This is a genomic window from Ruminococcus sp. AM26-12LB (assembly GCF_003480785.1).
Lineage (GTDB): Bacteria > Bacillota > Clostridia > Lachnospirales > Lachnospiraceae > Blautia_A > Blautia_A fusiformis.
Genome location: NZ_QUJX01000016.1, coordinates 52,669 through 74,176, shown reverse-complemented (window position 1 = coordinate 74,176; position 21,508 = coordinate 52,669). Strand labels below are relative to the sequence as shown.

Below are 21,508 nucleotides of genomic sequence, written 5' to 3'. Positions count from 1 at the left end.
ACAGAAGGAGACCACTTATGAACAAACAGTTGATCCCATGCCTTTATCTTCATTCAGAAAAGGCGGTAACCGGATTTGGACAGAGAAATCTTTTCGGAGACGGAAATGTAGAAACACTTGCAAAATTTTACGGTGACAATGGGGCAGATGAGCTTCTGGTATTTGACTTTTCTTCCGCAGATGCAGAGCATGACCGTGCGATCGGAAAAATCCGTGATATCTGTCAGGTATCTGAGATCCCGGTGATCGCAGCGGGAAATATCAAACGTATGGAAGATGTAAAAAAGCTGATCTATGCGGGATGTGCCAAAGTTGTACTGAATTTTTCGAAAGAGAATAATATCAAGCTTCTGGAAGAAGTATCCCGGCGCTTTGGAAAAGAGCGTATGATGATCAGCATCTCTGATCTGAGAGAATTCACAGAAAATCAGGATCTGATCGAAACATATGCAGACACTGTTCTGGCTTTGGACACTGTCGAAAATGAAATTGCAGAGATTTCTCAGATTTCCATTGTTCTTCATACCGATGAAAACAGATCTGAGAACGTTCTGGAGCTTTTAGGAGAACCAGCTGTGTCCGGACTTTGCGGTGCTTATGTAAGCAGTCTTGAAAATGATCTGCATACATTTAAGGAAACCTGCGAAGAAGCCGGAATTCCGGTAAACACATATAAAAGTAATATTGCATGGTCGGACTTTAAATTAAACAGTGACGGAATGGTTCCGGTTATTGTCCAGGATTACCGGACGGATGAAGTACTGATGCTGGCCTATATGAATGAGCTTGCTTTTAACACAACATTGAAGCTTGGAAAAATGACATACTGGAGTCGCAGCCGGAATGAGCTCTGGACCAAAGGTCTGACATCCGGACACGTACAGTATGTAAAGTCTCTTACTATTGACTGTGATAATGATACGATCCTTGCCAAAGTGGAGCAGATTGGCGCAGCCTGCCATACAGGAAACCGTACCTGTTTCTTCAAACCGCTGCTGAAAAAAGAGTACGATGATACCAACCCACTTCACGTGTTCCAGAATGTGTATGATGTGATCACTGACCGAAAAGAACATCCAAAGGAAGGTTCCTATACCAATTATCTTTTTGATAAGGGAATTGACAAGATTTTGAAAAAAGTCGGTGAAGAATGCACAGAGATCGTCATTGCAGCCAAAAATCCAGATAAAGAAGAGATTAAATACGAAATTTCAGATTTTCTTTATCATATGATGGTACTTATGGTGGAAAAAGGAGTCAGCTGGGAAGAAATCACCAAAGAATTGGTAAAAAGATAAATTATATATCATTCAGGAAAAAAGCTTTTGTACGTCGGATCAGAATGAACGGTTACGAAAGCTTTTTTCTGTTTTCCCGGAATCTTAAAAGAATATGTACAATTTCGGTTAGGCATGATATACTTATCGTCAAAAGTGCGGAAATATAAAAAAGGAAAAGGGAAACAACCAATGATCAAAATTGATGACTGGGTGATTGAAAAAGGAGAGAAGGCACAGGGGAAAATTAAGATCACAGGATACGGCATAGCAATGCCGGCAACTGTGATATGCGGAGTGAAAGACGGACCGACGATACTGATCACAGCGGGAATACACAGTGCGGAGTATGTAGGAATCCAGGCGGCAATGGAACTTGCAAAAGAATTTCAACCGGAAGAACTGAAGGGAAATGTGATCATCGTTCCACTGGTCAATGTCAGTGGCTTTGAGCATCGCACCATGAGTCTGGTCTATGAGGATGGCAAGAACCTGAACCGCGTTTTCCCCGGAGATCCTGAGGGAACAGCTGCAGATCGTATTGCCTATGCTATAGTGACAAAGCTTTTTTCCATAGCAGATTATTATATCGACCTGCATAGCGGAGATGGGTTCGAACAGCTTCATCCCTATGTTTATTATGTAGGGGTTGTAGATGAAAAGACAGCAGAGAAATCATTACATATGGCACGGCATATCGGCGTAAAATATGTGGTCCGTTCCACAACCGCCACAGGTGGCGCCTACAATTATGCTTCTTCTCTTGGAATTCCAAGTATTCTCATCGAAAGAGGCGGACACAGCTACTGGACCTGGGAGGAAGTAGAACAGGATAAAAGAGACGTCCGTCACCTTGTTTTTCATCTCCAGGGAAAGAAATGTCATGGTCTGAAGCATTACCGTCAGATGCTTCTTGAAAATGTAGTCTATGAATATGCGCCGTATACCGGATGCTGGTATCCATCCAAGAAGCCTGGAGAGTACTTCTTTAAGGGAGAAGAATTGGGTGAACTGAGAGATTACTATGGAAATTTACTTTACACATCTATTGCAACTGAAAACGGAGTCGTACTTTATCAGACAGCCAGTCTGAACATTATTGAAGACGGACCAATGATCGCATATGCAGCGATCACGGAGACTCTGACCTGATAGTAAACAACCTTTTCAGAACGCTTCTGTCTGAAATCATATTGAAACAGTAAGAAAACCGGGTTTTACCATTTGCTATTCTATTTGTAAAAATAGCGAGGTAAAATCCGTGTTTTTTTAGCAGATCAGATAAATCCAATTGTCAAATCCCCCATGGGGGATATATACAATTCAAGCATCTTTAACAAAATTTATGAGTTTTCTAAAAATATAACATTTTTCCATAGACATAAACTATAGTTTTATCATATAATGTTTCAGTAATTTGACAGCATTTGCTGATTTTCACATCAGCCGTTGTAAGTTCTGAGAGGATTAATAGGGAAACCGGTGTAAATCCGGTACGATCCCGTCACTGTAAGGGGAAATCCTCAGACAAAGTACCACTGGTCGAGTGCGTGAGAAATAGACCGGGAAGGTGTCTGAGGGTAAGGATCCTAAGTCAGGAGACCTGCTTGCAATTGTTTTAAAATGATTCTTACGGAAGATAGGAAGCATATTTATTTTGTGTGCCCGTATTTCGTCACGGGCTTTTTTCGTGCAAATTTTCTAAAATTCCATGCATATTCTGCATATTAAGAATCCAATAGTTTCTTTTATCTAACTAAATTAAAACGGCAATGTTAAAATCGCATCAAATGAGGAAAGGAGTAAAACGTGACAAAGAAACAAGTAGGAAAAAGATTTCTCCAGATCATCATTGTATTATTTGGAATCAGCTTTTTCACATTTGGACTGACCTACCTGTCACCTGGTGATCCTGCGGAGATCATGCTGACAGAGTGTGGTAATCTTCCTACACCAGAGCTTCTGGAACAGACAAGACATGAGCTTGGCCTTGATCAGCCCTTTCTCGTGCAGTATGGTTCCTGGCTGAAGGGTGTTGTTACAGGAGATATGGGACAGTCCTATTCTTTCAAAATGCCGGTAACAGATAAACTGGTATCCTGTTTCTGGCCGACGCTGAGGATGTCGTTGCTGGCACTTCTGATGATGGTCATTATTTCCATACCGCTTGGAATCCTGGCCGCTGTATATCAGAACAAATTCCCGGATTATTTTGTGAGAGGAATTACCTTTGTGGGAGTATCTGTTCCAAGCTTCTGGCTGGGCCTGATCCTTCTCAGCATCTTTGGTGTTCAGCTTCGCTGGATCAATGTTGCAGGAGGCAGTACGGATTTTAAATCCATGATCCTCCCGGCGCTGACTCTTGCACTTGCCATGTCTGCAAAATATACCAGACAGGTAAGAAGTGCAGTGCTGGAGGAACTTCATCAGGATTATGTCACAGGTGCAAGAATGCGTGGAATCAAGGAAAGCGTCATTCTCTGGAAACACGTCCTTCCTAATGTTATGCTTCCGCTGGTAACGCTGTTGGGACTTTCCCTTGGAAGTCTTCTGGGAGGTACTGCAGTTGTAGAGATCATTTACAACTGGCCTGGAATGGGAAATATGGCAGTAAAGGCGATTTCCTGTCGTGACTATCCTCTTGTACAGGGCTATGTACTTTGGATCGCGATCCTGTACATGTGCATCAACCTGCTTGTGGATCTGTCCTATACTTATCTCGATCCAAGACTTAAGGAGGATAGATAATTGAAAAAGGTATTACGAACATTCAAAGAAAATAAACAGTTCACTCTTTTCTTCATTCTGGGTCTCGTGGTGATCGGAATTGCGATCTTTGCGCCGCAGCTCTCACCATATGATCCACTGAATGCAGTTATGACCGAATCACTGCAGGAGCCAAGCTCCGCTCATCCGTTCGGAACGGATAAGCTTGGACGAGATCTTCTTTCCCGTGTTATCTTCGGAACAAGAACCTCTCTGATCATGACCTTATGTCTGGTTGCAGTGATCTTTGTCATCGGTACATTTTTAGGAGTTATTGCCGGATATTTCGGCGGCGTTGTGGATGCAGTGATCATGCGTATCGCAGATATGATGATCTCCTTCCCTGGGCTTGTACTGGCCATTGCCATTGCCGGTATGCTTGGACCAAACCTGGTCAATGCCGTTATTTCCATTGCGGCTGTAAGCTGGACAAAATATGCCCGTCTTGCACGAAGTATGGTCTTGAAAGTCAAGAAGAGTCTTTACATAGAGGCAGCTATAGTAAACGGAACAAAGACCTGGAAAATTCTTCTTGTACACATTCTTCCCAACATGGTAACCCAGATGGTGGTAACTGCGGCAGCAGATATCGGAACTATGATGCTGGAGCTGGCTTCCCTTTCATTCCTGGGATTTGGTGCAACTGCGCCGACACCGGAGTGGGGACTGATGCTGAATGAAGGAAGAACCTACATGGCAAAGGCGCCATGGCTTATGATCTACCCTGGTATCGCTATCGTGATCTGTGTTGTTGTTTTCAACATGCTTGGAGACAGCATCCGTGATGTACTGGATCCGCGCCAGGATCAATAAAACAACTCTGTAACAAACCAACACCATATGATCAGTATATTATCTTTAGGAGGATGAAATGAGAAATAATGTAGTTAAAAAAGTGCTGGCTGCTACACTTGCATGTATGATGACTTTTTCCATGACAACAGTGGCTCAGGCAAAGGGTGACAAAAAAAGTGATAAGGAAATCACCATCGGAGTAACAAGCTTTGCAGATACACTGGAGCCGACAGAGCAGTATTTCAGCTGGGTTGTATCCCGTTATGCGATCGGCGAGTGTCTTACAAAATTCGATGAGAACGGTGAGATCGTTCCATGTCTTGCGGAAGAGTGGGAAAACAGTGACGATGGAAAAACATGGACCTTCAAGATCCGTGAGGGCGTAAAATTCTCCAACGGTGACGATATGACACCGGAGATGGTAAAAGCCTCCATCGAACGTACCGCTGAAAAGAGTGACCGTGTTCCGGAATTCTTTGATCTCGACAGCCTCGAAGTTGACGGACAGAACCTGATCTTCCATCTGAACAGAGCAAATGCAAACATGGCCGGATGCCTTGCAGACCCGCTGTTTCTGATCGTAGATACAAATGTAGATGATTCTACATTTGCCATGGAAGGACCGATCTGTACAGGACCTTACGCAGTAGAATCTTTCAGCCCGACGGATTCCTGTATCGTAGTAAAAAATGAGAACTACTGGGATGGAGAAGTTCCCCTTGATAAAGTTACACTGAAATGTGTGGATGACCAGACAACACGTTCCATGGCTCTTCAGACAGGTGAGATCGATATCGCTTACAACCTGAAAACAGAGAACCTGGTTGAGTTTGAGGGAAATGACAATTACGACATCCAGGAGCTTCAGTCTCTTCGTTCCACCTATGCATTCATGAACCAGAACGAGGATCATGCACTCAGCGATAAGGCTCTTCGCCAGGCACTTCTTCGTGGTCTTGACAAGGAAACATACTGCAACACTCTTCTCGAGGGTGGTGCAACAGCTGGTAAAGCACCGGTTCCTCCAACACTTGACTTTGGATTCGATGATCTGAAGGATGAGAATTCCTATGATCCGGACAGCGCAAAGAAGATCCTTGATGAGGCCGGATACAAAGATGTTGACGGTGACGGATTTGTAGAAACTCCTGACGGAGATCCTCTTGTTCTTGATTTTGTTATCTACACAAGCCGTGCCGAGCTTGGTGTATACGCACAGGCAGCACAGGCCAGTCTGAAGGAGATCGGTATCAACGTAAACCTGAACACAGTAAGTTATGAGACACTTCTTGACATGAGAGATTCCGGTCAGTATGACCTTCTGATCTGGAACGTGCTGGTAGCAAACACTGGAGACCCTGAGAACTACTTAAGAGAGAACTGGTACAGCTCCTCTGCAAACAATACTGCAGGATACAATAACCCGGAGGTTGACAAGCTTCTTGACGAGCTTGCGCAGACATTTGATGAGGACAAGAGAAAAGATCTCATCATCGATATTCAGCAGGATATCATGGATGATGCTGCAACTGTATTCTTTGGTTATGAGACAACCTACCTCTTCTCCAACAAAAAGGTAACAGGTGTTAAGATGTATCCGATGGATTACTACTGGCTGACAAAGGATATCACTCTTGCCGAGTAAAGGAGCGCTTATTTATGCTTGAGATCAAGGATCTTTCCGTTCAGTACGGAAAACAGGCACCTACCATTGAACATTTCAACCTTTCCATGAAGAAGGGGGAGATCATCAGTGTGGTAGGCGAGAGTGGAAGTGGAAAAACAACCGTGATCCGTGCTGTCCTCGGCGCACTTGCCGGAGGTGGCCGGGTCAGCACCGGAGATATTCAGTTTCACGGACATTCTCTGCTTTCCAATACAAAGGATGAATGGAGAAATTTAAGGGGTACCCGCATTTCCATGATCTTCCAGGACTGCGGCGGAACCCTGAACCCTATCCGTAAGATTGGAAGTCAGTATGTGGAATATATCTGTACACATACGGATATATCCAAAGCAGAAGCATGGAAGAAGGGATGCTCCATGCTTCAGAAAATGCGTCTTCCTGACGCGGAAAATATCATGAAAAGTTATCCTCACCAGCTTTCCGGTGGTATGCGCCAGCGAGTTGGTATTGCCATGGCCATGACTTTTAACCCGGAGCTGCTTCTTGCAGATGAGCCGACCAGTGCGCTGGATGTTACCACACAGGCACAGATCGTACGCCAGATGATGGAGCTCCGTGATGATTTCGGAACCGGTATCATCATTGTTACCCATAACATTGGCGTAGCAGCCTATATGGCTGATCAGCTTGTTGTTATGCAGAACGGAAAAGTTGTGGATCAGGGAACACGAGATGAGGTCATGGAGCATCCGACCAGTGACTATACAAAGAAACTGCTGGCTGCAGTGCCGGAAATGGAGGGACAGCGTTATGTTTAATGAATCCGATATCGTACTCAGTGCAAAACATATCGTAAAACAGTTCCCGGCTTCCGGCGGCAGAACTTTAACAGCCTGCAACGATGTGAACCTGAACGTTTATAAAGGAAAAACTCTGGGAATCGTAGGAGAAAGTGGCTGCGGTAAATCAACCTTTGTCCGCATGGTCATTTCTCTTGACAAGCCGACCAGCGGAGAGATCCTTTACCATGGAAAAAACCTCTCTGATCTTTCCAAAAAAGAAACCTGGCTGAACCGTCAGAACATGCAGATGGTATTCCAGGATCCGCTGGCGTCCTTTGACCCCAAAATGAAGATCGTGGATATTCTCACAGAACCCCTGATCAATTACGGAAAACTGAAAAGAAGCGAAAAGGAATCCAAGGCTAGAGAACTTCTGAAAATGGTAGAGCTTCCTGAAGATTTTACAGACCGCTATCCACATAACATGAGTGGCGGACAGCGTCAGCGTATCAGTATTGCCCGGGCACTTTCCCTGGAACCGGAGATCCTGGTGTGCGATGAGGCTACCTCTGCACTTGACGTTTCCGTACAGGAGTCCGTGATCCGGCTTCTGGTACGTCTCCAGAAGGAGAAAAACATCAGCATGCTTTTTATCTGCCATGACCTGGCTCTGATCCGTTCCTTTGCCCATCAGATTGCTGTCATGTACCTCGGGAATATCGTGGAGGTAATCCCGGGAGAGGATGTTACGGAAAAGTCTCTTCATCCATATACACAGGCTCTTCTGGGGGCACAGTTTTCCATTCATATGGATCAGAACAAAAAGATCGAGAGCATCGAAAGTGAGGCCCCCAGCCCTCTGGATGTTCCTCATGGCTGTCCATTCCAGAATCGTTGCGAACACTGCATGGAGAAATGCAGGACGATCCGTCCTGTGCTCACAGAAGTAGAGTCCGGACATGAAGTAGCCTGCCATTATGTAACGGAAAAATAAAGAAATGCACAAAACAGTATGATTTTTAAAAACTTTAAAGTACTGGGCATTCTGTTGTTGCTGCTTGCCGTTTTTACAGTTGGCGGAAAAAAGTTTCTGCTGCTGTCGAAGACGGAGATATCCAATATACAATAGGTGTTGTAGTATATAATCAAGACAGCCCGGAAATGAACATGTTCATGAATTATTACAGAGAATACATCGCGCTGACAGGTGGTTCCTCCGTAGGAAACTACATGCATCTTCAGAAAACGATCGGTGTTCTGAAAGCTCTGGCTGAGAAGGATGGGCTGACTTATTCCGAGGATGTTGAGAAGCTTGCATATACAGTGGAAGATGTGCAGAGGCGTATGGAAAAAAATAAACAGAGATTTTGAAAAAGAGCTGGGCCGCCTTATATGGTTCAGCCCTTTTTCTTCATATAAAATACTTTTTTATGTAAAAAAACGAAAAATCCTCTTTACTTTCTAAAGTTAATATAATAAAATCTATAAATATGTGTAAAACTGGTTTAAAAGCAGAAAGCATGGGGATGCATAAGCAAAATCCCTCATGTTTTGTGATTTTAAAGCAGAAACATGGAAGGGAGAGAAACAATGACAACAGCACATATTTGTATAATGGCAGCCATTATCGTCTATCTGGGTGCAATGATCTTTGTAGGTTATCTTTGCTCCAAGAACAATAATGACAGTTCTGATTTCTATCTTGGAGGACGAAAGCTTGGACCACTTGTCACAGCTATGAGTGCAGAGGCTTCTGACATGAGCAGCTGGCTTCTGATGGGCCTGCCGGGACTTGCTTATCTTACCGGTATTGCAGATGCAGGCTGGACAGCCATTGGCCTTGCGATCGGAACTTACGTAAACTGGAGGATCGTGGCAAAAAGAATCCGCCGCTACACACATGTGGCAGGAAATTCCATTACATTGCCATCCTTTTTCAGTAATCGTTACAGAGATGAGAAAAAGATCCTGCAGTCTATCGGAGCGATTTTTATCGTGATCTTTTTTATTCCGTATACAGCTTCCGGATTTGCAGCCTGTGGTAAACTTTTTGCAAGTCTCTTCGGTGTAAAATATCTGCCAGCTATGATCATCAGTGCACTGGTCATCGTTGGATACACCACACTGGGAGGATTCCTGGCAGCATCTACCACGGACTTTATCCAGAGTATCATCATGTCCATCGCTCTTGTGATCGTATTTGTATTCGGGATCAGCACAGCAGGTGGTATTGAAGCAGTTGCAGACCATGCAAGATCACTGCCCGGATATCTGACTATGTTTACTACATATGATCCAACAACCGGAACAGAACAGGCATATCCACTGCTTAATATCATTTCCATGCTTGCATGGGGACTTGGATATTTCGGAATGCCGCATATTCTTCTTCGTTTCATGGCGATCGAAGACGAAGAGAAGCTTACACTTTCCAGAAGAGTAGCAACTACATGGGTAGTGATCTCACTGGCAGTAGCAGTACTGATCGGTGTGGTAGGACTTGGAATGACAGCAGCAGGAGAGTTTGACCTTCTGGAAGGCTCCGCATCTGAGACAATTATCGTTCAGATCGCAGATCTTCTCAGTAAACATGGTGTAATTGCAGCAATCCTTGCAGGACTCATCCTTGCAGGAATCCTGGCATCCACCATGTCAACTGCAGATTCTCAGCTCCTGGCAGCATCCTCAGCAGTTTCTTCCGACCTTCTCGGAAGTATCCTGAAGGATAAAGAAACAAAAAAAGAAAGCATGGTAGCCGATAAGATCACGCTTCTTCTCATCGCAGTAGTAGCCATGTTTATTGCCCGCGACCCGAACAGCTCTGTGTTTACTATCGTATCCTTTGCCTGGGCAGGCTTCGGAGCCGTATTCGGCCCGGTGGTACTTCTGGCATTATTCTGGAGACGTTCCAACTGGCAGGGAGCCCTGGCAGGAATGATCTGCGGCGGTTCCATGGTATTTATCTGGAAATACGGAATCAGCACGCTCGGCGGCGCCTGGGGAATCTATGAACTTCTTCCCGCATTCCTGGTGGCTATTGCAGCAAACATCATCGTCAGCCTCATTACCAAGGCACCATCCAAAGAGATCACCGACGAATTCGACCTGGTAAACCAGAAATAAAATATTTTTCGATAATAGTCAATAATTCACACTGATACAAAACAAGCCCGATACAGATTGTAGTAAAGATATCTGTATCGGGCTTGTTATCTTTTTATTATTTAATAAATAAAGTCACACCGCCAAAGTTTTTCCCTCAAGCTTTTTTAACAACTGCTCCATTGTTAAATTCAACACCGGATGCCGAAGATACGGTGCAATCTCCACCATAGGCTTCAAAACAAAATCCCTGTTTTCCATATCAATATGAGGCACATGTAGTTCCACTGTATCAATGATCTCATTATCGTAAAACAGAATATCCAGATCCAGTGTCCTTGGTCCCCAGTGAATGATCCTTTTCCGGTCCGCAGCCTGTTCCAGCACATGCAGCCTGTCAAGAAGCTCCTCCGGAGAAAGCAGCGTCCGGACTCTTAAGGCTCCGTTGAGAAACTCATCCTGCTCCACATCCCCGTAAGGCTCCGTTACAAGATACTCGGAAACCTTTTCAACAACAATCTCTTTCATATCCCGAAGACCCTGGATCGCATTGTCCAGGTATTTCTTCTTATCCCCCATATTGGAACCAAAAGCAATATAAGCCGTATGCCAGCCTCGGGTAATTTCCACAGCAACGGTTTTCAGCGGAAGGCCTACCGGAGCCCAGGGCTTTTCAATACGGAGGGTGATCTTTTTAAGAAGAGGGAGAGAAAGCAGCAGCGTCTCTGCCAGATTCTCCACAGCAGCCTCCAGAAGTTTATAAGTATTTTTCTGAAGAAAATCGGTGATCATATGACTGACTTCTCCATAATTGATGGAAGCAGAAAGATCATCTGTCAGCCCTGCCGGACGTGTTTCTGTATACATAACAGCAGAAACAACAAATTTCTGTCCGAGAGCTGTTTCTTCCGGAAACACACCATGATTTGCAAAAATCTCAAGATCTCTGATTTCGATTTTATCCATCAGTTCCTCCTAACGTCCCAGAATAGCTTCTGTCATCTGGATGACGCGTTTATTTTCTTTGATGTCATGAACACGGACAAATGCACAACCCTTCATAACACCGATCACCGATGTGGCAAGAGTTCCCTCTACACGCTGATCTACAGGAAGATCAAGTGCAAGTCCGATCATGGATTTTCTGGAGGTACCAAGAAGCACCGGATATCCCAGCTTCCGGAAAAGCTCCAGATTATCCATGGTCATCAGGTTCATCTCATAGGTTTTACCAAATCCGACACCAGGATCAAGGATGATCTTATCATCGGCAATACCGGCACGTTTGGCGATATTGACACATTCCTGGGTTTCTGCCAGCATATCCACAATAAAATTATTGTATTCAGTATTATCTTTGTTATGCATCAAACAGCAGGGAGCTTGATATCTGGCAATGACAGGAGCCATTTCAGGATCATATTTCAGTCCCCAGATGTCATTGATAAGATCTGCTCCGTGTTTCAGGGCTTCTTTCGCAACACATCCCTTATAGGTATCTACAGAGATGGGGATATCAAAACGCCCTTTTACTGCTTCGATAACAGGAAGAATACGCTCGATCTCCTCCTGTGCATCAACCGGTGTATGTCCCGGACGTGTGGATTCCCCACCGATATCAAGAATATCAGCACCTTCGGCGATCATAGCTTCTGTATGTTTCAGGGCATGATCCATATCGTTCCATTTTCCGCCATCTGAGAAAGAATCCGGTGTGACATTTAGGATACCCATAATATATGTTTTGTTTTTTACATCAAACTCACGATTTCCGATTTTCATGGAAAAACCTCCTAATATTGGATCGTCATATTTTTTTTAGCAGGAGACCAGTAACATTCCGGCTCTGCTTTACAGGAAAAACAGTTTCTGGAGCTTTTGTCCGCAGTATAGAGCAGTTTTCCAAGAACTGTCGGATCCGTCTGAGCTCTGTGACCACGTATTGCCGCAATGATTGCTTCCATTTCTTCCATAGAAAATCCAAGCTCGTTTAAGATCTGTCCTGCGATAGCAGCACCGGCCTCATCATGAGGAGTGCCATCTTCATACTGTCTGGCCCGTCCGATATCGTGAAGAAGGGCAGTACAGTAGATCAGTTCCTTTGAAACAGGAGCATTTTCCTCAAGTGCCCGGATATAGGCAAGGCGTGCCACATCCAAAAAATGCTCCGGTGTATGTCTGCAGAATTCACGGTCAGTCTCCAGAAGCTGAAGCTTATTAAGCTCATTCTGATAGAGCGGATGATTCCAGATCTGATTCACTCTGTCCATCAGTCCTTGACCATAGCAAGGAACTGTTTCTGAAGCTCCATATTTTCTTTAAATTCACCTCTGGTAACAGTCGTAACCGTTTTGCTTCCCGGCTTTTTGATCCCACGCATGGTCATGCAGGTATGCTCCGCTTCCAGCATAACCATGATTCCCTTAGGAGCGAGAACACGTTCCAGCGCATCTGCGATCTGCACAGTCAGACGTTCCTGGATTTGCGGTCTTCTTGCATACACATCAACGGTACGGGCCAGCTTGCTTAAGCCGGTAACCTTGCCATTTGGGATATATGCGATATGAGCTTTTCCGTAAAAGGGCATAAGATGATGTTCACACATGGAATAAAAGGTAATATCCTTTTCCAGAACCATTTCATTGTTCTCTACATGAAACTGTTTCTGAAGATGTTCATCCGCTTCATTATCAAGTCCGCCATAAATTTCCTCGCACATGCGGGCGATACGTTCCGGAGTTCCCTGCAGTCCCTCTCTGTTTACATCCTCGCCGATTCCCTCGAGAAGAAGCTTGATCGCCTCTTCAACTTTTGCTTTGTCTACCATAAATAACAACCTCCATTTGTTAAAAAAATCACGTTTTTCGGAGACTGTCTCTTTTATTTTTGCGCATAAAAAAAGATATCTCCAATTGTAATAGAACGTATGTCGAAAAAGCCCTACACAATATGAGATATTCTCTTATATTGCTGCAACGGGTGCGGATTTCATACCGTAAGACGTACTTTTCGTTCTGGCGACAACTCCCCATTCGCCAAACACTTGACGCATAAAATCCTATTTTGCATATCATTCATTTCACGGACAAGTATACCATATACTGATATAAGAAGAAAGGGAAAATGATAAAAAAATATCACAAAAATAGGGAATATGTTCTATGAATTATGCGATAGAATCTATGGATATGTCAGATTTTTGCAGATTATATTCCGACAAATATAAAAAGAATTACAAAGTAGAAAATCCCGGAACAGAAAACCGCTGTTCCGGGATCACAGAGCTGTTAATGACGTATCATTTTCATCAGATTCACAATTCTGTCAAGCTTAGCTGCCTCTGCCGGACTTTTCCCCATTTTCAGAACTTCTATGATAGTGGAGATCTCATCAGAGCTGAAATTTAAGCCCGCATTTTTTCCTTTAGAAGCTGCGCCCATGATAAAAGGCAGAAGTTCGGACGGATTTTTCCCCAATCCCTGATCTGCCAGACCCTGAAGCATGGAAAGCTTCTGAGGGTCCATTCCGGAAAGCCGGGGATTATTTTTCCAGTCATCACTCATGGATTCTCACCTCCTGACGAATCTTCATTCATGATCTGAAGCATCTGGATCGTAGCCATAAGACTGGTGATATGATCGATCTGACGGCGATTTTCTCCGCCACAGCACTTACGGATATCCTGCAGCATTTCCAGAGGATCGGTGCCGGAAAAACCGGTAGCCTGCAGATCGGCTGTTCTACGGCTGCTTTGAAAAAGCGACATGGTATTCCGAAGTTCCCGGACTTTCGTATACACAGATAAAAACCGCTGCCCGGAAGAAGGAAGGTACGGGATCATGGCTTTCAGCATCTGATCCTGGTCACTTTCCACCATTTCATCCAGAGCAGTACGTGCGATAGGCTCCTGTTCCATAAAAAAATCCTTTTTCCTGAAATCTATGAATTTGCAGAAAGAAATATGACAGAAACCTTCTCTGGTCATATTATATATAGAAGAAATTTTTCAAAGGAATGTGATTATGGAATCTGAAAAAAAACAGGAACTTGTCATTGATGGAAATTCTTTTTATGAAATAGATCTGAAATGTCTGGAAGAGAAAAAACAGAAACAGGAGGAAACAAAAAAACGGCAGCAGAAAAGGCAGAGGAAATAACCTCTGCCTTTTCAAAAGATCAGCAGCAATTGTTGCAGCCGCATCCATTTCCGCACAAAAGCAGAAGAAGGATGATGATCCAACAGCTGTCGTTGCAGCCGTTGTTATTACAGCCACAGCCACTGTTGTTTCCACAGCAACACATCAGACAGATGATCCAAAGGATACAGGAGCAGCTGTTTCCACCGTTTCCAAACAGGGAATTTCCGCAGCCATTATTACAGCCACAGTTATTGTTACATCCACATCCTGTGCTACATCCGGAATCACAACCACATCCGCAATCACATCCACAATTGGTAGCCGCTAAGTCACTCATCGATAAGTCCTCCAGCAAATTTTATTTACACTTCATCATATGGCAGGAGTCCGTCCACAGTTACAAAAAAGTTGACAGTGTTTATTCATTACGATATAATAAACGAAATGTAACATTTTTGTAATTTTTGAGACAAACTAGCTTTTATATCTAAAACAGGAAATGGGGAAAATTATGAAGAGTTTCAGAACAAAAAAATGGCTGAAGGGTCTGATGCTTGCCATGCTGCTGATCGTGGGAAGCACAGTTTTTTCTGCTTCTGCAAAAGAGGTACAGGCTGCCACTGCAGGCTTTAAAACTATCGATGGAAAAACATACTACATAAAAAGTGATGGGAGCAAGCAGAAAGGCTGGATGACCCTGGGCGGATACAAGTACTACTTTAACACAAAGACCGGAGTACAGGTAAAGGGCTGGATGAAGGTCAATGGCAAATATACCTACTATTTTACAAAAGGCAAGGGTGTTATGGCAACCGGCTGGATGACAGATTCCAAAGGCCATAAGCGCTATTTCAATCCCAAAACAGGTAAGCTTACCACAGGCTGGGTAAACTGCAGCAAGGGAAGGAAACGTTATTTCACAAAAGGCGGAGGCATTATGGCAACCGGCTGGCTCACCAACAGCAAAGGGCAGAAACGTTATTTTTACAAAACTTCCGGTTATATGGCAATCAAATGGGTAAAAAACAAATCCAAAAATATCAGCTACTATTTTGCCACCAGTACCGGTTATATGTATACTGGTCTGAAGACGATCAATCAGAAGAACTATTATTTTAAATCCAACGGTGTCATGGCAGTAAGTACCTCCGTAACAGTGAATGGAATTACATACTCCATCGCAGCAGACGGAGTGGCCACTGCGAAGACTACCAAACCAAATCTAAATGTCAGCAATGGAGATGTCAAAGTTTACGATACCAAAAACAGCAGATATTACACTATGGTAAAAGAATATAAGAGCCATCCTGGAATAGCCAACGGCAAGACATCCGATGAAGCACTTCTGGCCGCGCTTTGCGAATCAGAAGCAGGCGATCAGGGCAAGATCGGAATGGAAGCAGTAGCACTTTGTGTTCTGAATCGTACGATCAAATCAGACAAGGAATTTCCATCTACGATACGAGGTGTGATCTATGAGAATATCGGAAGCAGCACAACCCCACAGTATTCTGTAGTGCGGAACGGGGCCCTTCTCAAACGTCTCAATGGTCAGTTTGAAAACCGTACTCTTGCTTATCAGGCTGCAAGAGAAGCAATGACTATTTTCAATAAACATGTCACTTCCGGCAAAGCCAGAACACTCAGAGGATTTAAACAGAAAGATTTTAATTATATGTATTTCATGATGACCAGCTATTTCTGGAACCAGAATCTGAATTTCAGCAAAGTGAAATATGAAACTTATAAAGGCCATACATTTTTTGTAGACTGGGTATAAGCAACATAGTCTCCGGCAGTAAACTTTGAACAAACAGGCGTATGGACATAAAATTGAAAATTTAAGGAGAAGCAAATATGCAGGTAAAAATCTATACGGATGGTGCAGCCCGGGGAAATCCGGACGGACCGGGAGGCTACGGAGCAGTTCTTCAGTACATCGATACCAAAGGCCAGTTACATGAACGTGAACTGTCCAGAGGCTACAAAAAAACCACAAACAACCGGATGGAGCTGATGGCAGCCATCGTAGCACTGGAAGCACTGAACCGCCCCTGCCAGGTGGATCTGTACTCCGATTCCAAATATCTGGTAGATGCTTTTAATCAGCACTGGATCGATGCCTGGCTGAAGAAAAACTGGAAACGTGGAAAAAACGAAGATGTGAAGAACGTAGATCTCTGGAAACGCCTTTTAAAGGCCAAGGAGCAGCATCAGGTAAGCTTCCACTGGGTTAAGGGACATGCAGATAATCCGTTAAATGAACGGTGTGATCAGCTTGCCACATCAGCGGCAGACGGCAATGACCTTTTCGTAGATGAGGGATTAAATGGCTTACAGAAATAAAAGTTCCACAGATCACTCACAGAAAACCCGAAACATACCGCGCGAATTTATGCGATCAGCGTAAATTCTGTGCATCGCGAAGCGTGTTACTGAGAACAGAGTAAAAAGTAACATTCTGCCACTTTAAGTTGTCAAAGCAATATTAAAATTTCTTGACAAACAAAAAAGCAGTTTGTATACTTCATATAGTATAGTAAAAGGCTTGGAAGGGAAGAAGTAGCTTGAGGAAAACCCCACAGAGAGCAGCCGGCAGGTGAGAGGCGCAGGGTAGAACTTTTGTGAATACATCCCGGAGCTGCGCACCGAATCGGGACTTGATACTGTAAATTATAAATTTTATAATAATAGCGTATTATAGATAGGCTGCGACGGAATGGCACCCGTTATTGTGCTGAAGTGGTTTTATATCTTGATATATATGGATATAACGGGATGTAGATTCACTTTATGAGGCAGGAAATGCGAGTTTTCTGTAAATTTAGGTGGTAACGCGGGACCCGGTTCTCGTCCTAAACGGACAGGAACCGGGCATTTTTTATATGACTATACAGGAGGAAAGAACAATGACAGTTTGGGAAGAACTGAAAGCACGTGGCCTGATCGCACAGGTTACAGACGAAGACGAGATCAAAGAGATGGTAAATAACGGGAAAGCCACATTCTATATTGGCTTTGACCCTACAGCAGACAGCCTTCATGTAGGTCACTTCATGGCTCTTTGCCTGATGAAGAGACTGCAGATGGCAGGAAACCGTCCGATCGCCCTTCTCGGCGGCGGAACAGGAATGATCGGTGACCCGTCCGGAAGGACCGATATGCGTCAGATGCTGACAAAAGAAACCATCCAGCACAATATTGACTGCTTCAAGCAGCAGATGAGCCGTTTCATCGATTTCTCTGATGGAAAAGCTCTTATGGTAAACAATGCTGACTGGCTTATGAACCTTAACTATGTAGAGCTTCTCCGTGAGGTAGGTGCTCACTTTTCCGTAAACCGTATGCTGACAGCAGAGTGCTACAAACAGCGTATGGAGCGAGGCTTAAGCTTCCTGGAATTTAACTACATGATCATGCAGAGCTACGACTTCTACATGCTGTACCAGAAATACGGCTGCAACATGCAGTTCGGTGGCGATGACCAGTGGAGCAACATGCTTGGCGGTACCGAGCTGATCCGCCGTAAGCTTGGCAAGGATGCCTATGCCATGACCATCACACTGCTTCTCAATTCTGAGGGCAAAAAGATGGGAAAAACACAGTCCGGAGCTGTATGGCTTGATCCGAATAAGACATCCCCGTTCGATTTCTACCAGTACTGGAGAAATGTAGACGATGCTGACGTTATCAAATGTATGCGTCTTCTTACTTTCCTTCCTCTTGAGGAGATCGACGAGATGGCCAAATGGGAAGGCAGCGAGCTGAACAAAGCCAAGGAGATCCTTGCATACCAGCTGACAGAGCTTGTACACGGTGAGGAGGAAGCCAAGAAAGCACAGGAGGGTGCCCGCGCACTGTTCTCAGGTGCAGATACTTCTCATATGCCTACAACAGAGATTTCAGAGGAAGATTTTGACGAGGAAGGAAAAATCGACCTGATCACACTTCTTGTAAAAACAGAGCTGGTACCAAGCCGTTCCGAGGGTCGCCGTGCGATCCAGCAGGGTGGTGTATCCATCGATGGTGAGAAGCTCACCGATATTTACCATACGGTTGAGAAGGATGCTTTTGCAGGGGACGGGATCGTTCTGAAACGAGGCAAGAAAAAATTCAAAAAGATCTGTGTAAAATAATTTCCCATATCTGTGACATTTCCGGGATAAAGCTACGGCATTCCGGAAATGCTGACAGGTAGGGTTGACACAAGGAGGATAACAACATGAAAAAGTACGGAGTGAACGAACTTCGTAAGATGTTCCTTGACTTTATGGAGAGCAAGGGCCATCTTGTAATGAAAAGCTTTTCCCTGGTTCCTCAGGGAGATAAGAGTCTTCTGCTGATCAATGCAGGTATGGCTCCGCTGAAACCATATTTTACAGGTGCTGAGAAGCCGCCAAGAACAAGAGTGACAACCTGCCAGAAATGTATCCGTACCGGAGATATCGAAAATGTAGGTAAAACCGCACGTCACGGTACTTTCTTTGAAATGCTTGGTAACTTCTCTTTTGGTGATTACTTCAAGAAAGAAGCCATCCACTGGTCTTGGGAGTTTCTTACTGAGGTTGTAGGGCTTGATGCAGACCGTCTCTACCCATCCATTTACCTGGATGATGATGAAGCCTTCAATATCTGGAACAAAGAAGTAGGGATTCCGTCTGAACGTATTTTCCGTTTCGGAAAAGAGGATAACTTCTGGGAGCATGGCGCAGGTCCATGCGGTCCATGCTCTGAGATCTACTATGACCGTGGCGAAAAATACGGCTGTGGCAAACCCGGATGTACGGTAGGCTGCGACTGCGACCGTTACATGGAAGTATGGAACAACGTTTTCACACAGTTCGAGAACGATGGAAACGGAAACTACACAACCCTGAAACAGAAAAACATCGATACCGGTATGGGACTTGAGCGTCTTGCTGTAGTTGTTCAGGATGTTGATTCTATTTTTGATGTAGATACAATTTGTGCACTTCGTAATCTTGTATGCGAGATCGCACATAAAGAATATGAGAAAAACTATGCAGATGACGTTTCCATCCGTCTGATCACGGACCATATCCGTTCCGCAACATTTATGATCTCCGATGGAATCATGCCAACCAATGAGGGACGTGGATATGTTCTCCGCCGTCTGATCCGCCGCGCAGCACGTCACGGACGTCTTCTTGGCATCGAGGGAACTTTCCTTGCAAAATTAAGTGCACAGGTGATCGAGAGCTCCAAAGCCGGATATCCGGAGCTTGAGGAGAAGAAAGAGTTCATCTTCCGTGTACTGACAAATGAGGAGAATCAGTTCAACAAAACTATCGATCAGGGACTTCGTATCCTTTCCGACATGGAAGAGGATATGAAAAAAGCAGGTGAAAAGACTCTTTCCGGTGACAACGCATTCAAGCTTTATGATACGTACGGATTCCCTCTTGACCTTACAAAAGAGATCCTTGAGGAAAAAGGCTACGGCATTGACGAGGAAGGCTTCCAGAAAGCAATGGAGGAACAGAGAGTCAAGGCACGTACTGCCCGTGAAGTAACCAACTATATGGGTGCAGACGCAACCGTATACGATGATATTGATGTAAACGTGACAACAGAATTCGTCGGCTACGATCATCTTACCTTTGATTCCAAGGTTACTGTCCTTACCACAGAAACAGAGATCGTAGATTCTCTCACAGAGGGACAGAAGGGTACCGTATTTGTTGAACAGACTCCTTTCTATGCAACAATGGGTGGACAGGAAGGTGATACCGGTGTGATCGAGACTGCAAACGGTAAATTTGTTGTTGAGGACACCATCAAACTCCGCGGCGGTAAATTCGGCCACGTAGGACATATGGAATCCGGTATGATTTCCTCAGGTGAGACAGTATCCCTGAAGGTAAACGAAGAAGCAAGAAAAGATACCGAGAAAAACCACAGTGCAACACATCTTCTTCAGAAAGCACTGAAAACCGTTCTTGGTTCCCACGTAGAGCAGAAGGGTTCTCTGGTAACTCCGGACAGACTTCGTTTTGACTTTGCTCATTTTCAGGCTATGACAGCAGAAGAACTCCAGGCAACAGAAGAGCTTGTAAACAAAGAGATCCAGGCAGGTCTTGATGTTCATACAGATGTCATGGATGTGGAAGAAGCCAAGAAATCCGGAGCAATGGCTCTCTTTGGTGAGAAATATGACCAGAAGGTACGTGTAGTATCCATGGGAGACTTTTCCAAAGAGCTCTGTGGTGGTACTCATGTAAAGAATACAAGCTCCATCATGCTCTTTAAGATCGTTTCCGAATCCGGTATCGCAGCTGGTGTACGCCGTATTGAGGCACTTACCGGCAAAGCAGTTATCGAATACTACAGAAAGCAGGAAGAGCTTCTCCATGAGGCTGCAAAAGCATTAAAGGCCAATACAGCCGAGGTTGTAGAAAAGATCAGTCACCTGCAGGCTGAAGTAAAGGCTCTTCAGAGCGAGAATGAATCCCTTAAGAGCAAAGCTGCCCAGAGTGCACTTGGCGATGTTATGGATAAAGTCGTTGAAGTAAACGGTGTAAAACTCCTTGCAGCCAAAGTTGAAGGCGTTGACATGAACGGTCTCAGAGACCTGGGTGATAAACTGAAAGAGCAGCTTGGCGAAGGTGTTGTCCTTCTTGCAGCAGTAAACGACGGCAAGGTTAATCTTCTTGCAATGGCAACGGATGCAGCTCAGAAAGCAGGCGCTCATGCAGGAAACCTGATCAAAGCAGTGGCAGCGATCGTTGGCGGTGGCGGCGGCGGACGTCCGAACATGGCACAGGCCGGCGGAAAGAATCCGGAAAAAGCCCAGGAAGCTATGGACGCAGCAGCAGGAATCCTTGAAAAACAGCTCACAAAATAACAAAGTTGTGCGTGATTTACAGTTTTGACATTTTTTTCATAAAAATCGAAAAAGATGTTGACGAAAGCACATGTTATGCTATATAATAACACTCGTGCAAGAAAAATACCCAGACAGTTGTATTTTAGCACAATCTACAACTGGAGGGAGGTTAG

At 44.4% G+C, this 21,508-nt stretch carries 21 protein-coding genes, 2 riboswitches and 1 other annotated feature; of the genes, 14 read left to right on the top strand and 7 right to left on the bottom strand.

The annotated features are described in order from the left end of the window. Positions 1-17: 17 nt before the first annotated feature. The 9 genes from hisIE to putP all read left to right on the top strand — a co-directional run bounded on the left by hisIE (position 18) and on the right by putP (position 10,370). Positions 18-1,298 carry a bifunctional phosphoribosyl-AMP cyclohydrolase/phosphoribosyl-ATP diphosphatase HisIE gene (hisIE, locus tag DW694_RS12885; protein WP_092070566.1) on the top strand — a complete coding sequence of 427 codons (1,281 nt, stop codon included), beginning with the start codon at positions 18-20 and terminating at the stop codon, positions 1,296-1,298. Between the two features lie 171 nt (positions 1,299-1,469). Beyond that, positions 1,470-2,429 carry a M14 family metallopeptidase gene (locus DW694_RS12880; RefSeq protein WP_015524925.1) on the top strand — a complete coding sequence of 320 codons (960 nt, stop codon included), beginning with the start codon at positions 1,470-1,472 and terminating at the stop codon, positions 2,427-2,429. A 284-nt stretch (positions 2,430-2,713) separates the two neighbouring features. Next, positions 2,714-2,903: riboswitch (cobalamin riboswitch) on the top strand. 183 nt (positions 2,904-3,086) lie between these two features. Continuing rightward, positions 3,087-4,025: a nickel ABC transporter permease gene (gene nikB / locus DW694_RS12875; RefSeq protein ID WP_021651480.1), complete on the top strand. Its 939-nt coding sequence runs from the start codon at positions 3,087-3,089 to the stop codon at positions 4,023-4,025. Then, the gene (gene nikC, locus DW694_RS12870) at positions 4,026-4,856 is read left to right on the top strand and encodes a nickel transporter permease (RefSeq protein ID WP_021651479.1); all 831 of its coding nucleotides are present in this window, start codon (positions 4,026-4,028) and stop codon (positions 4,854-4,856) included. It begins immediately after the preceding gene. Between the two features lie 58 nt (positions 4,857-4,914). Beyond that, positions 4,915-6,483, top strand: coding sequence for an ABC transporter substrate-binding protein (locus DW694_RS12865; protein WP_059085713.1), 1,569 nt, complete (start codon positions 4,915-4,917; stop codon positions 6,481-6,483). 14 nt (positions 6,484-6,497) lie between these two features. Next, a complete protein-coding gene (locus tag DW694_RS12860; protein ID WP_059085714.1) occupies positions 6,498-7,283 on the top strand; it encodes an ABC transporter ATP-binding protein in 786 nt (261 codons plus the stop codon). Then, complete coding sequence (locus DW694_RS12855) at positions 7,276-8,241, top strand: oligopeptide/dipeptide ABC transporter ATP-binding protein (protein ID WP_110103524.1); 966 nt, start codon at positions 7,276-7,278, stop codon at positions 8,239-8,241. The genes DW694_RS12860 and DW694_RS12855 overlap by 8 nt, the downstream gene beginning before the upstream one ends. A 179-nt stretch (positions 8,242-8,420) precedes the next feature. Continuing rightward, on the top strand, positions 8,421-8,618 hold the full coding sequence (locus DW694_RS12850; RefSeq protein ID WP_146207159.1) for a hypothetical protein: 198 nt from the start codon (positions 8,421-8,423) through the stop codon (positions 8,616-8,618). Positions 8,619-8,837: 219 nt separating this feature from the next. After that, positions 8,838-10,370 (top strand): sodium/proline symporter PutP, encoded by a 1,533-nt coding sequence (gene putP, locus DW694_RS12845; protein WP_110103526.1) that lies wholly within the window; start codon positions 8,838-8,840, stop codon positions 10,368-10,370. Positions 10,371-10,484: 114 nt separating this feature from the next. On the opposite strand, the gene folK is transcribed toward putP, so the two are convergent. The 6 genes from folK to DW694_RS12815 form a co-directional block, all read right to left on the bottom strand. After that, positions 10,485-11,315: a 2-amino-4-hydroxy-6-hydroxymethyldihydropteridine diphosphokinase gene (gene folK, locus DW694_RS12840; protein ID WP_092070551.1), complete on the bottom strand. Its 831-nt coding sequence runs from the start codon at positions 11,313-11,315 to the stop codon at positions 10,485-10,487. Positions 11,316-11,324: 9 nt separating this feature from the next. Then, on the bottom strand, positions 11,325-12,131 hold the full coding sequence (gene folP / locus DW694_RS12835; protein WP_118753137.1) for a dihydropteroate synthase: 807 nt from the start codon (positions 12,129-12,131) through the stop codon (positions 11,325-11,327). An 11-nt stretch (positions 12,132-12,142) separates the two neighbouring features. Further along, positions 12,143-12,619 (bottom strand): HD domain-containing protein, encoded by a 477-nt coding sequence (locus DW694_RS12830; RefSeq protein WP_021651470.1) that lies wholly within the window; start codon positions 12,617-12,619, stop codon positions 12,143-12,145. Continuing rightward, entirely contained in the window at positions 12,619-13,176 is a 558-nt protein-coding gene (gene folE, locus DW694_RS12825; RefSeq protein WP_015524935.1) for a GTP cyclohydrolase I FolE, read from the bottom strand. Before folE ends, DW694_RS12830 begins: the two co-directional genes overlap by 1 nt. Before the next feature lie 144 nt (positions 13,177-13,320). After that, a riboswitch (THF riboswitch) is annotated at positions 13,321-13,417 on the bottom strand. Positions 13,418-13,636: 219 nt separating this feature from the next. After that, positions 13,637-13,912 (bottom strand): hypothetical protein, encoded by a 276-nt coding sequence (locus tag DW694_RS12820; protein WP_015524936.1) that lies wholly within the window; start codon positions 13,910-13,912, stop codon positions 13,637-13,639. Further along, positions 13,909-14,265 carry a hypothetical protein gene (locus DW694_RS12815; protein ID WP_022426549.1) on the bottom strand — a complete coding sequence of 119 codons (357 nt, stop codon included), beginning with the start codon at positions 14,263-14,265 and terminating at the stop codon, positions 13,909-13,911. Before DW694_RS12815 ends, DW694_RS12820 begins: the two co-directional genes overlap by 4 nt. 106 nt (positions 14,266-14,371) lie before the next feature. Between DW694_RS12815 and DW694_RS17265 the strand changes: the two genes are divergently transcribed. After that, positions 14,372-14,506 (top strand): hypothetical protein, encoded by a 135-nt coding sequence (locus DW694_RS17265; RefSeq protein WP_268872674.1) that lies wholly within the window; start codon positions 14,372-14,374, stop codon positions 14,504-14,506. Positions 14,507-14,525: 19 nt separating this feature from the next. Here the strand turns inward: DW694_RS17265 and DW694_RS12810 are convergent, their stop codons facing one another. After that, positions 14,526-14,825: a hypothetical protein gene (locus DW694_RS12810; RefSeq protein WP_015524939.1), complete on the bottom strand. Its 300-nt coding sequence runs from the start codon at positions 14,823-14,825 to the stop codon at positions 14,526-14,528. A gap of 174 nt (positions 14,826-14,999) precedes the next feature. On the opposite strand from DW694_RS12810, the gene DW694_RS12805 reads away from it, so the two are divergent. The 4 genes from DW694_RS12805 to alaS all read left to right on the top strand — a co-directional run bounded on the left by DW694_RS12805 (position 15,000) and on the right by alaS (position 21,353). Further along, positions 15,000-16,268 (top strand): cell wall hydrolase, encoded by a 1,269-nt coding sequence (locus tag DW694_RS12805; RefSeq protein WP_118753136.1) that lies wholly within the window; start codon positions 15,000-15,002, stop codon positions 16,266-16,268. 77 nt (positions 16,269-16,345) lie between these two features. Further along, entirely contained in the window at positions 16,346-16,834 is a 489-nt protein-coding gene (gene rnhA / locus DW694_RS12800; RefSeq protein ID WP_118753135.1) for a ribonuclease HI, read from the top strand. Between the two features lie 194 nt (positions 16,835-17,028). Further along, positions 17,029-17,349 (top strand) — a binding site (T-box leader). 48 nt (positions 17,350-17,397) lie between these two features. Continuing rightward, complete coding sequence (gene tyrS, locus DW694_RS12795; protein WP_118753134.1) at positions 17,398-18,624, top strand: tyrosine--tRNA ligase; 1,227 nt, start codon at positions 17,398-17,400, stop codon at positions 18,622-18,624. Positions 18,625-18,710: 86 nt separating this feature from the next. Continuing rightward, positions 18,711-21,353 (top strand): alanine--tRNA ligase, encoded by a 2,643-nt coding sequence (alaS, locus tag DW694_RS12790; RefSeq protein WP_059085722.1) that lies wholly within the window; start codon positions 18,711-18,713, stop codon positions 21,351-21,353. The last annotated feature ends 155 nt before the right edge of the window (positions 21,354-21,508 follow it).